8 protein-coding genes and 2 pseudogenes are annotated in these 12227 nt (G+C 62.0%); all 10 read left to right on the top strand.

Translation table 11 applies throughout. The features are described 5' to 3' along the window. Positions 1-38: 38 nt before the first annotated feature. The 10 genes and pseudogenes from nuoE to nuoN all read left to right on the top strand — a co-directional run bounded on the left by nuoE (position 39) and on the right by nuoN (position 12072). Positions 39-581: an NADH-quinone oxidoreductase subunit NuoE gene (nuoE, locus tag ACTG27_RS03935; RefSeq protein ID WP_042658436.1), complete on the top strand. Its 543-nt coding sequence runs from the start codon at positions 39-41 to the stop codon at positions 579-581. Next, entirely contained in the window at positions 578-1963 is a 1386-nt protein-coding gene (gene nuoF, locus ACTG27_RS03930) for an NADH-quinone oxidoreductase subunit NuoF (RefSeq protein WP_439979124.1), read from the top strand. The genes nuoE and nuoF overlap by 4 nt, the downstream gene beginning before the upstream one ends. 41 nt (positions 1964-2004) lie before the next feature. Further along, entirely contained in the window at positions 2005-4743 is a 2739-nt protein-coding gene (gene nuoG / locus ACTG27_RS03925) for an NADH-quinone oxidoreductase subunit NuoG (RefSeq protein ID WP_439979123.1), read from the top strand. Then, complete coding sequence (gene nuoH, locus ACTG27_RS03920; RefSeq protein WP_005337244.1) at positions 4740-5708, top strand: NADH-quinone oxidoreductase subunit NuoH; 969 nt, start codon at positions 4740-4742, stop codon at positions 5706-5708. Before nuoG ends, nuoH begins: the two co-directional genes overlap by 4 nt. Before the next feature lie 10 nt (positions 5709-5718). Further along, on the top strand, positions 5719-6261 hold the full coding sequence (gene nuoI, locus ACTG27_RS03915) for an NADH-quinone oxidoreductase subunit NuoI (protein ID WP_005337245.1): 543 nt from the start codon (positions 5719-5721) through the stop codon (positions 6259-6261). 10 nt (positions 6262-6271) lie between these two features. Further along, complete coding sequence (gene nuoJ / locus ACTG27_RS03910; RefSeq protein WP_069527995.1) at positions 6272-6823, top strand: NADH-quinone oxidoreductase subunit J; 552 nt, start codon at positions 6272-6274, stop codon at positions 6821-6823. Next, entirely contained in the window at positions 6820-7128 is a 309-nt protein-coding gene (nuoK, locus tag ACTG27_RS03905) for an NADH-quinone oxidoreductase subunit NuoK (RefSeq protein ID WP_005337247.1), read from the top strand. The genes nuoJ and nuoK overlap by 4 nt, the downstream gene beginning before the upstream one ends. Further along, positions 7125-8971: pseudogene (gene nuoL, locus ACTG27_RS03900) on the top strand (NADH-quinone oxidoreductase subunit L). The gene nuoK and the pseudogene nuoL overlap by 4 nt, the downstream one beginning before the upstream one ends. A 98-nt stretch (positions 8972-9069) precedes the next feature. Beyond that, positions 9070-10612, top strand: a pseudogene (nuoM, locus tag ACTG27_RS03895) (NADH-quinone oxidoreductase subunit M). Further along, positions 10609-12072, top strand: coding sequence for an NADH-quinone oxidoreductase subunit NuoN (gene nuoN / locus ACTG27_RS03890; RefSeq protein WP_075115877.1), 1464 nt, complete (start codon positions 10609-10611; stop codon positions 12070-12072). Before nuoM ends, nuoN begins: the two are co-directional and overlap by 4 nt. The last annotated feature ends 155 nt before the right edge of the window (positions 12073-12227 follow it).

Below are 12227 nucleotides of genomic sequence, written 5' to 3'. Positions count from 1 at the left end.
GACGAGCAGTAAAAGGACAAGCCACCAAAGGTCAAGTCATGAGCCAGCAATGTCAGTGTCACAATAATCAGACCCCACAGGGGCAAGGGGCATGCAGCAGCAAACAGGACGACTTCGTTCTGAGCCAGGCTGAACGCGATGCCATCGAACACGAGAAACACCACTACGAAGATCCCCGCGCCGCCAGCATCGAAGCGCTCAAGATCGTGCAGCAGGCCAGAGGCTGGGTACCCGACGGCGCCATTCACGCCATCGCGGCCGAGCTCGGCATTCCCGCCAGCGACGTGGAGGGGGTCGCCACCTTCTATAGCCAGATCTTCCGCCAGCCGGTAGGGCGTCACATTATCCGCGTCTGCGACAGCATGGTCTGCTACATCAATGGCCATGAAGATCTGATGGCCGGTCTAAAGGAGGTGATGAACCTCGGCCCCGGTCAAACCACCCCGGATGGCCGCTTCACCCTGCTGCCGGTCTGCTGCCTTGGCAACTGCGACAAGGGGCCAGCCATCATGATCGATGACGACACCTATGGCGGCCTCGATCCGGTGACCTTGCTGAAAACACTGGAGGCTTACCCATGAGCCTGCCGCAGAACAAAATCCTCGCCTCTCTTAGCACCGCCAACCGCACGGCCCGCACCGCCGAGACCCACCCGCTCACCTGGCGGCTGCGGGATGACGGCCAACCGGTATGGCTGGAGGAGTATCAGGCCAAACAGGGCTATGAAGCGGTGCGCAAGGCGCTCGGCCAGATGAGCCCGGACGAGATTGTCAGCACCGTCAAGGATGCCGGTCTCAAGGGGCGCGGCGGTGCGGGCTTCCCCACGGGTGTGAAGTGGGGGCTGATGCCCAAAGACGAGAGCATGAACATCCGTTACCTGCTCTGCAACGCCGACGAGATGGAGCCCAACACCTGGAAAGATCGCCTGCTGATGGAGCAACTGCCCCATCTGCTGATCGAGGGGATGATCATCAGTGCTCGGGCGCTCAAGGCCTATCGCGGCTATATCTTTCTGCGCGGCGAATACGTTGATGCCGCCATCCACCTGCGCCGCGCGGTGGAAGAGGCCAAGGCAGCCGGTCTGCTGGGCAAGAACATTCTGGGCTCCGGTTTTGATTTCGAGCTGTTCGTCCACACCGGCGCCGGCCGCTACATCTGTGGTGAAGAGACGGCGTTGATCAATTCGCTGGAAGGGCGCCGCGCCAACCCGCGCGCCAAACCCCCCTTCCCCGCCGTCTCCGGCGTCTGGGGCAAACCCACCTGCGTCAACAACGTCGAAACCCTCTGCAACGTCCCCGCCATTATCGGCAACGGAGTAGCCTGGTATCACGGGCTGGCGCTGCCGGGCTCGGAAGATCACGGCACCAAGCTGATGGGCTTCTCCGGCAAGGTGAACAACCCCGGGGTCTGGGAGCTGCCCTTTGGCATCACCGCCCGCGAGCTGTTTGAAAATTACGCCGGCGGGATGAAGAGCGGCTATCGCCTGAAAGCGTGGCAACCGGGCGGCGCGGGCACCGGCTTCCTGCTGCCGGAGCACCTCGATGCCCAGATGTATACCGCCGGTATCGGCAAGGTAGGTACCCGGATGGGGACTGGCCTCGCCATGGCGGTGGATGACTCCATCAGCATGGTCTCCCTGCTGCGCAACATGGAGGAGTTCTTCGCCCGCGAGTCGTGTGGCTGGTGCACGCCCTGTCGCGATGGCCTGCCCTGGAGCGTCAAGCTGCTGCGGGCACTGGAGCGTGGCGAAGGACAATCCGGCGATCTGGCGACTCTGGAGCAACTCTGCGGTTTTCTCGGCCCGGGCAAGACCTTCTGCGCCCACGCACCGGGCGCCGTCGAGCCGCTGGCCAGCGCCATCAAATATTTCCGCTCCGAATTCGAGGCCGGGATCAAAGGCAGCGGTGATAACCGCAAGCCGGTCAAAGGGATCCAGCCCAATCTGCTGGGCGAGCGCTGGTAACGACACCACAGATTTCACAAAACAGGTTTCAGGGAAGTTGTATGGCAACCATTTATGTAGACGGCAAAGAGTACGAGGTAGACGGAGCAGATAACCTGCTGCAAGCCTGTCTGTCGCTGGGTCTGGACGTCCCCTATTTCTGCTGGCATCCGGCGCTGGGTAGCGTTGGCGCCTGCCGCCAGTGTGCGGTGAAACAGTATCAGAATGCCGATGACAAGCGCGGCCGTCTGGTCATGTCCTGCATGACCCCGGCCACCGATGGCAGCTACATCGCCATCGAGGATGAAGAGGCTAAAGAATTTCGCAAGAGCGTGGTGGAGTGGCTGATGACCAACCACCCCCACGACTGCCCGGTGTGTGAAGAGGGCGGCGCCTGCCACCTGCAGGACATGACGGTAATGACCGGCCACAACAGCCGTCGCTACCGCTTTACCAAGCGCACCCACCAGAATCAGGAGCTGGGCCCCTTCATCGGTCACGAGATGAACCGCTGCATCGCCTGCTACCGCTGCGTCCGTTACTACAAGGATTATGCCGGTGGCGAGGATCTCGGGGTCTACGGTGCCCACGACAACGTCTATTTCGGGCGGGTCGAGGATGGCACCCTGGAGAGCGAATTTTCCGGCAACCTGGTGGAGGTCTGCCCCACCGGCGTCTTCACCGACAAGACCCACTCCGAGCGCTACAACCGCAAGTGGGACATGCAGTTTGCCCCCAGCATCTGCCAGCAATGTTCCGTGGGCTGCAACATCAGTCCGGGTGAGCGTTATGGCGAGCTGCGCCGTATCGAAAACCGCTTCCACGGCAGCGTCAACCACTACTTCCTCTGTGACCGTGGCCGCTTTGGCTATGGCTACGTCAATCTGACCGACCGCCCGCGCCAACCGCTGCTCAAAGATGGCAACAACCAGCTGACCATCACAGTCGATGGCGCCCTCAACCGCGCCGCAGATGCCCTGCGCAGTGCCCGCGGCCTCATCGGCATCGGCTCGCCCCGCGCCTCGCTGGAGAGCAACTTTGCCCTGCGCGCGCTGGTGGGTGAAGCCAACTTCTACGCAGGCGTCGAGCAGGCCGAATGGGCCTGTCAGCTGAAGATGCTGCAGATCCTGCAACAGGGCGGCGTGCCGACCCCGAGCCTGCGGGACATGGAAGAGGCCGATGCCATTCTGCTGCTCGGCGAAGATGTCACCATGAGCGCCGCCCGTATCGCGTTGGCGCTGCGCCAAGCCGTCAAGGGCAAGGCTCGCGAGCTGGCCCGCAAGATGAAGGTGGATCTGTGGCAAGTCGCCGCCGTTCAGACCCTGGGTCAGAACGAGCGCTACCCGCTGCTCATCACCAGCCTCGACACCACCCGTCTGGACGATGTGGCGGCCGACAAGCTGCACGCCCCCTATGTCGATCAGGCGCGCCTTGGCTTTGCCATCGCCAACCTGCTCGACCCGGCCGCACCGGCCGTGAGCGACCTCTGCCCCGAGCTGCAGGCACAAGCGACTCGCTGGGCCGAGCTGCTCGGCAACGCCAGGAAGCCGCTCATCATTGCAGGCTCCAGTGCCCGCGATGTGGCGCTGCTTGAGGCGGCCAGCAACATTGCCCGCGCCCTGAAAGGCCGAGGTCTGGAAGCCAACATCGCGCTGGTTGGCCAGGAGGCCAACTCGCTGGGGCTGGCCATGCTGGGCGCTCAAACCTTGTCAGACAAGCCACTCGAAGCCGCCCTTGCGCGTATCGAGGCCGAAGAGGGGTTGGCGCTGGTCACCCTGGAGAACGATCTTTACCGCCGCGCGCCGCGCAACCGGGTGGATGCTGCACTGGCACGGCTGCAGCACCTGCTGGTCATCGACCATCAGGCGACCCCGACCGCCAACAAGGCTGATCTGGTGCTGCCAGCGGCCAGTTTTGCCGAAGCCGATGGCACCCTGGTGAACATGGAAGGGCGCGCCCAGCGCTTCTTCCAGGTCTATGCACCCGCCTTTTACAACGCCGATATTCAGGTGCGTGAAGGGTGGCGCTGGCTGGCGGCGCTGCAAGGGGCGATCGAACGCAAGCCGCTGCGCTGGCAGAACTTCGACCAGGTCAACCATGACTGTGCCACCAGCAATCCGCTGCTGGCTACCATGCTGGAAGCTGCGCCCAACGCAGGCTTGCGGATCCGTGGCATGCGACTGGCCCGTGAGCCACACCGCTACAGTGGTCGCACCTCCATGCTGGCGGATCAGAACGTCAGCGAGCCGCGGGTAGCGCAAGATCCCGACTCCCCCTTCAACTTCTCCATGGAAGGGTATGCCGGTGCCCGTCAGCCGCTGCCGCAAGTACCGTTCGCCTGGGCGCCGGGCTGGAACTCTCCCTCCGCCTGGAACAAGTTCCAGGATGAAGTGGGTGGCAAACTGCGTGCTGGCGATCCGGGTCGCCATCTGCTGGAAGCAAGCGAAGATACCCTTGGCTGGTTTACTACCATCCCCACCCCCTTCAAGGCCGCAGAGGCGCTGCAAGTGGTCAATTACGCCCAGCTGTTTGGCGGCGAGGAGCTCTCCGCTCGCAGCCCGGTCATTCAGGCCCGGATGAACGAACCCGAGCTGGTGCTCAATCCCCTTGATGCGCAGCGTCTGGCCCTCCACGGGGGCAGTCAGGTCTCCTTCTCCTGGGGCGGTAGCCACTGGCAACTGCGCCTGCGCCTGAGCGAGCAGCTGAGCGCCGGTCTGGTGGGGCTCCCCCTTGGGGTAAACGGCCTGCCGACGGCCCTGCAACAAGCCTCAATCACTAACCTGCAGGAGGTGATCGCATGAGCGAGTCGCTGATCGATCTGTTGCTGGAGGTGGGCAAGGCACTGATCGTGCTGGTGGGGATCGTGGGGGCTGGCGCCTTCATGAGCTTCATCGAGCGCCGTCTGCTGGCCCTGTGGCAGGATCGCTACGGCCCCAACCGGGTGGGGCCGTTTGGTCTGCTCCAGCTGGCCGCCGACATGATCAAGATGTTCTTCAAGGAGGACTGGATCCCGCCGTTCGCCGATCGCCGGATCTTTATCCTGGCCCCCATCATCGCCTTCACTGCCTTTATTCTGGCGTTTGCGGTGGTGCCCATCACCCCCACCTGGGGCGTGGCGGATCTCAATGTGGGGCTGCTCTACATCCTGGCCATCGCGGGGCTGGCGGTCTATGCGGTGCTGTTCGCCGGCTGGTCGAGCAACAACAAATACTCATTGCTCGGCAGCTTGCGCGCCTCGGCCCAGACCCTCTCCTACGAGGTGTTTCTCGGGCTATCCCTGATGGGGATTGTGATCCAGACCGGCAGTTTCAACCTGCGGGATATCGTCGAGGCACAGGCAGACTTGTGGAACGTGGTGCCCCAGATCCTGGGCTTTGTCACCTTCCTGTTTGCCGGTGTCGCCGTCACCCACCGTCACCCGTTTGACCAGCCGGAAGCCGAGCAGGAGCTCGCCGACGGCTATCACATCGAGTATGCGGGGATGAAGTGGGGTCTCTTCTTCGTGGGCGAATATATCGGCATCGTGCTGATCTCCTCGCTCATCGTGACCCTCTTCTTCGGTGGCTGGCACGGCCCCTGGCTGCCACCCTTCATCTGGTTTGCCCTGAAGACCGCCTGTTTCATGGTGTTCTTCATCCTGCTGCGGGCCTCCCTGCCTCGCCCGCGCTTTGACCAGGTGATGTCGTTTGGCTGGAAAGTCTGCTTGCCGCTGACCCTGATCAATATGCTGGTCACCGCGGCAGTTGTACTGATAAGTACGCAGTGAGGCACTCAATATGAAAATTGTTAGCATCATTCAGGGTGTCGGCACCCAGTTACGCAGTCTGGCCATGGTCTTCTCCCATGCCTGGCGGCCCCGTGAAACCCTCAACTATCCGGAGCAGGCTGTCTATGCGGCCCCCCGCTACCGCGGTCGCATCGTGCTGACCCGCGACCCCGATGGGGACGAGCGTTGCGTGGCCTGTAACCTCTGCGCGGTCGCCTGCCCGGTCGGCTGCATCTCGCTGCAAAAATCCGAGCGGGAAGATGGTCGCTGGTATCCGGAGTTCTTTCGCATCAACTTCTCTCGCTGCATCTTCTGCGGCCTGTGTGAAGAGGCCTGCCCCACCACCGCCATACAGCTGACACCGGATTTCGAGATGGGTGAGTATCGCCGCCAGGATCTGGTGTACGAGAAGGAGGATCTGCTGATCAGCGGGCCCGGCAAATACCCGGACTACAACTTCTACCGCATGAGCGGGATGGCCATCGACGGCAAGCCGAAAGGGGATGCCGAAAACGAAGCCAAGCCCATCGATGTCAAGAGCCTGCTGCCCTGAGGAGTCAATCATGGAACTGGCATTTTATGCCTCGGCCCTGGTGGCCATTTACAGCACGCTGCGGGTGATCAGCACCAGCAATCCCATGCATGCGCTGCTCAATCTCATCATCTCCCTCATCGCCGTGGCCATGATCTTCTTCTGCCTGGGTGCCGCCTTTGCCGGTGCCCTGCAGGTGATCGTCTACGCCGGCGCCATCATGGTGCTGTTCGTGTTCGTGGTGATGATGCTGAACCTGGGTTCAGCGCAGGCACAGGAGAAAAAGTGGCTCACCCCCATGACCTGGGGGGGCCCTGCCCTGCTCTCGCTGATCCTGCTGGGCTTTCTGGCCCACGGCATTCTCGGAGTGACCGGGGGCCTGATCGGGGTGACCGAGGTGACCGCCAAGCAGGTGGGTGTCGAGCTCTTTGGCCCCTATGTGCTGGCGGTGGAGCTTGCCTCCATCCTGCTGCTGGCGGGTCTGGTAACCGCCTATCACCTGGGTCGGGAAGAGAAGAGCGGTGAAGTGCTCTCCGTCCCGCGCTCTACTTCCCGCTCTGCACAAGAAGGAGGTCAGCAATGAATGGAATCCCCATGGAGCACGGGCTTTTGCTGGCCGCGGTGCTCTTCTGCATCGGCTTGTGCGGTCTGCTGATCCGCCGCAACCTGCTCTACATCCTGATGAGTATCGAAATCATGATGAATGCCTCGGCACTGGCGTTTGTGGTGGCGGGTAGCCGCTGGGCCCAGGCCGATGGCCAGATCATGTATATCCTGGTGATTTCTCTGGCGGCAGCGGAGGCCAGTATCGGCCTTGCCCTGTTACTGCTGCTCTATCGTCGTTACCACACCCTGAACGTGGACACTGTGAGCGAGATGCGCGGATGAGCCTCTTATATCTGACTTTTCTATTTCCGCTGCTGGGATGGCTGGTGCTGGCCTTCTCCCTCGGCCGGTTTGGCGAGCGTACCTCGGCGCTGATCGGGGTGGGCTCCATTGGCCTGTCGGCCCTCACTACCCTGTGGGTCGGCATCGACTTTCTGGGCAACCCGCCCGAGGGGGGCGTCTATATCCAGCGCCTGTGGCAATGGATGGCGGTGGGCAACTTTACCCCGAGCTTCTCGCTGGCACTGGATGGCCTGTCTCTGACCATGCTGGGGGTGGTGACCGGGGTGGGTTTCTTTATCCACCTGTTCGCCTCCTGGTATATGCGCGGGGAAGAGGGTTACTCCCGCTTCTTTACCTACACCAACCTCTTTATCGCCAGCATGCTGTTTCTGGTGCTGGCCGATGACCTGCTGTTTGTCTACCTCGGCTGGGAAGGGGTAGGGCTGTGCAGCTATCTGCTGATCGGCTTCTACTACAAGGATCGCAAGAACGGAGCGGCGGCCCTCAAGGCATTTGTCGTGACCCGGGTGGGTGATGTCTTCCTCGCCATCGGTCTGTTTATCCTCTATCGGGAACTGGGCACCCTCAATATCCACGAGCTGCTGGTTCGTGCCCCGACCCTGTTTGCCGAGGGCTCCCCTGCCCTGTCGCTGGCCTGCCTGATGCTCCTGGGCGGCGCGGTCGGCAAATCAGCCCAGCTGCCGCTGCAAACCTGGCTGGCGGATGCGATGGCAGGCCCGACCCCTGTCTCCGCACTGATCCACGCCGCCACCATGGTGACCGCCGGTGTCTACCTGATTGCCCGTACCCACGGCCTGTTCCTGCTGGCGCCAGAGATCCTCCATCTGGTCGGGCTGGTTGGCGCCATCACCCTGGTGCTGGCAGGCTTTGCCGCGCTGGTTCAGACCGATATCAAGCGGATCCTCGCCTACTCCACCATGAGCCAAATTGGCTACATGTTTCTGGCACTGGGTGTCGGCGCATGGGAAGGGGCCATCTTCCACCTGATGACCCACGCCTTCTTCAAGGCGCTGCTGTTCCTCTCCGCCGGTGCCGTGATCGTTGCCTGCACCATGAGCAGAACATCTTCAAGATGGGTGGCCTGCGCAAGAGTTTGCCGCTGGTCTACGCCTGCTTCCTGGTGGGGGGCTCGGCGCTGGCGGCGTTGCCGCTGGTCACTTCCGGTTTCTACAGTAAGGACGCTATCCTGTGGCAAGTAGAAGCCTCTGGCCAAAGCGCGCTGCTGTGGGCTGGTCTGGTAGGGGCATTCCTCACCTCGCTCTATACCTTCCGGCTGATATTTATCGCCTTCCATGGCAAAGAGCAGACCAAAGCCCATGCGGGCCACGGTCTGGCTCACCATCTGCCGCTGCTGGTGCTGCTGGTGCTCTCTACCGGCATAGGCGCGCTGATCACCCCGCCACTGGCAGGTGTACTACCCGCAGGCCCGGGGGACCATATCGAAGAGGGTCGCCATGCCCTGGAGGTTGCCTCCGGCATCATCGCCATTGCAGGCATCGCGCTGGCCGCGTTTCTGTTCCTTGGTGAGCGCCGGCTGGCCACATCCATTGCCAACAGTGCGCCGGGTCGTCTGCTCAGCACCCTCTGGTTCAACGCCTGGGGCTTTGACTGGCTCTATGACCAGCTGTGGGTCAAACCCTATCTGCTGGCGACCCGTCTGGTCGGGCAGGATCCGCTGGACTGGATGATGGGCCTGCCCGCCTGGTTTGCCCTGCGTGGCAACCAGCTGCTGGCCTGGACCGTGACCGGCAAGTTGCGCTGGTATGCCGCCTCCATGGGGATCGGCGCCGTGCTGGTGCTGGCGCTGTTGCTGCTGGGGTAACGCGATGAACAACCGGACAATCATACAGCCAGGCTGTTTGCTCTCCCTGATGGAACAGGGAGCGCAATCTCATATGAACTTGAACGAGAGCTGATACCGTGACCTTACTCTGGATCTTGCTAATTCCTTTTATCGGCGGCTTGCTCTGCTGGCAGATGGAGCGTCTCGGCGGACAGTTTGTCCGCTGGGTTGCCCTGCTCTCCATGAGCGCCAGCCTGCTGCTCCTGTGCCATCTGGCTAAGTGGTGATTTCTCTCTTGCCACCACCGGCCTCGATAGCGCGGGCGTCTCTGGTGCTGCCTCCGCCTGGGCCGCCGAGTGGCGCCTGCCGTGGATCCCCCGCTTCGGCATCTCTTTGCATCTCGCGGTGGATGGCCTGTCGCTCTTGATGGTGATCCTCACCTGCTTTATCGGAGTACTGGCCATCCTCTGTTCGTGGAAAGAGATCGTGCAGCGCATCGGCTTCTTCCACCTCAACCTGCTCTGGATCCTGGGCGGCGTGCTCGGGGTCTTTATGGCGCTGGACCTGTTCCTCTTCTTCTTCTTCTGGGAGATGATGCTGGTCCCCATGTACTTCCTGATTGCGCTCTGGGGCCACTCGGTCACTGACGGCAAATCACGGATCAACGCCGCGACCAAGTTCTTCATCTACACCCAGGTGAGCGGCCTTATCATGCTGGTGGCCATCATCGGGCTGGTGCTGACCCACCAGCATGCCACCGGAGTCTTCACCTTCAACTATCTGGAGCTGCTCAATACCCCGATGAGCAAGGGCGTTCAGTGGCTGCTGATGCTGGGCTTCTTTATCGCCTTCGCGGTCAAGATGCCACTGGTGCCGCTGCACGGCTGGCTGCCGGATGCCCACAGTCAGGCGCCGACCGCAGGTTCGGTGGATCTCGCCGGTATTTTGCTCAAAACCGCAGCCTACGGTCTGCTGCGTTTTGCCTTGCCGCTCTTCCCCGAGGCGTCCGCCGAATTTGCCCCCTACGCCATGGTGCTTGGCCTGATCGGTATCGTCTATGGCGCCATCGTGGCCTTTGCCCAGACCGACATCAAACGGCTGGTAGCCTACACCAGCATCTCCCACATGGGTTTTGTGATGATCGCCATCTACTCGGGTAGCGAGCTGGCCCTGCAGGGTGCGGTGGTGCAGATGATCGCCCACGGTCTCTCCGCTGCCGGCCTCTTTATCCTCTGCGGTCAGCTCTACGAGCGGTTGCACACCCGGGATCTGCGCCAGATGGGCGGCCTGTGGGGACGCCTGCGCTATCTGCCCGGTGTGATGCTCTTCTTCTCGGTGGCGTCACTTGGCATGCCGGGCACCGGCAACTTTGTCGGCGAGTTCCTGATCCTGGTCGGCAGCTTCCAGGTTGCCCCTGTCATCACGGCGGTCGCCACCTTCGGTCTGGTACTGGCCTCGGTCTACTCCCTCATCATGTTGCAGCGCGCCTGCTTTGGCCCCGCCAAGGATGAGAGCATGCTCAAGGGACTGGATCGCCGCGAGCTGACCATGATGATGGTGATCGCGGGCCTGCTGGTTCTGCTTGGCCTCTATCCCCAACCCGTGATTGACACCGCCAGCAGCAGCCTTATCAACGTGCTGCACTGGTATCTGCTGCCGACTGCTGGAGCCCTGCAATGACTTTCTCCGCTTCCCAACTGCTGGCACTGCTTCCCCTGCTGTTGACCACCGGGGCCATGGCAGCCCTGATGCTGGCCATCGCCTGGCGCCGCTGTGTCACCACCGCCTTTACCGTGACCATTGTTGGCCTCAACCTTGCTCTGTTCTCGCTGCCCATCGTGATGGCGCAAGGGGATCAGGGGGTCACCCCGCTGCTGCAAGTTGACAGTTACGCCGTCTTCTACATGGGACTGGTGCTCATCGGCGCCCTGGCCACCTGCACCTTCGGTCAATCGTGGCTGAAAGCCTACCCGGACAACCGGGAGGAGTTCTTCCTGCTGCTGCTGATCGCCACCGCTGGTGGTCTGGTGCTGGCCTGCTCTCGTCACCTCGCCTCTCTCTTTATCGGGATCGAGATGCTGACCCTGCCGATGTTCGGTCTGGTGGGTTACGCCTACCGCGAGCGCCACTCGCTGGAAGCCGCGGTGAAATACATGGTGCTCTCTGCTGCCGCCACCGCCTTCCTGTTGTTTGGCATGGCGCTACTCTACGCACAGGCGGGCAGCCTGAGCTTTGCCGCCCTGGGGCAGACCCTGGCCGAGAGCCCGGCTCACCATCCGCTGCTGATGGGCGGTTTGGGGTTAATGCTGGTCGGCTTTGCCTTTAAATTGTCGCTGGCCCCCTTCCACCTCTGGACCCCGGATGTCTACGAAGGTGCCCCGGCACCGGTCGCCACCTTCCTCGCCACCGTCAGCAAGGTGGCGGTCTTTGCCGTGCTGCTGCGCTTCTATCTGGCGGTACCGGCGGCGAGCGATCCCATGATCCACTGGCTGCTGGCAGCCATGGCGGTCATCTCCATCCTGGTCGGCAACCTGCTGGCTCTGGTGCAGACCAACGTCAAACGGATGCTGGGTTACTCCTCCATCTCCCACTTCGGCTACCTGCTGGCGGTGATCGTGGCGAGCCGATTCGGCCAGATGCCGGTGGAAGCAGCCGGGGTCTACCTGCTGATGTATCTCTTCACCAGCCTGGGTGCCTTTGGGGTGGTGAGCATGATGTCGAGCCCCTATCGCGGCAAGGATGCCGACTCCCTGCACAGCTATCGTGGTCTGTTCTGGAAGCGCCCCTATCTGACTGCCGTACTGACGGTGATGATGTTGTCACTCGCGGGCATCCCGATGACCCTCGGCTTTATCGGCAAGTTCTACCTCATCGGCGTCACCGTCGAGGCGCAGCTCTGGTGGCTCTCCGGTGCCATCGTGCTCGGCAGCGCACTGGGTCTCTACTACTATCTCAAGGTGATGGTGACCCTCTATCTGCGCGAACCAGGCATGCAGCAGCGGGATGCCAGCGCCGACTGGGCGCTCTCCTCCGGTGGTGTGGTGGTGCTGCTCTCAGCAGTGCTGGTGGTGTTGCTGGGGCTCTATCCCCAGCCGGTCATCAGCCTGGTACAAGGGTTCCAGCACGTGGTATTGCAGTAACCTTTACCGTCGCTACCCCTCATTACCCGCAAAACCGGCAGCCTTGGCTGCCGGTTTTCTATTTGCGTAACAACAGCATCGCGCACTCCGCGAGCCAGCAAATGACAGATCAATCAGCGAGGGTGATGCCCATCATGGTTTTTGCCATACAACCA

The sequence above is a fragment of the Aeromonas sp. 97A genome (genome assembly GCF_051919185.1).
In the GTDB taxonomy this organism is placed as follows: domain Bacteria; phylum Pseudomonadota; class Gammaproteobacteria; order Enterobacterales; family Aeromonadaceae; genus Aeromonas; species Aeromonas veronii.
The sequence above is the reverse complement of the archived record's forward strand: the minus strand, read 5'-3'. Positions and strand labels throughout refer to the sequence as shown.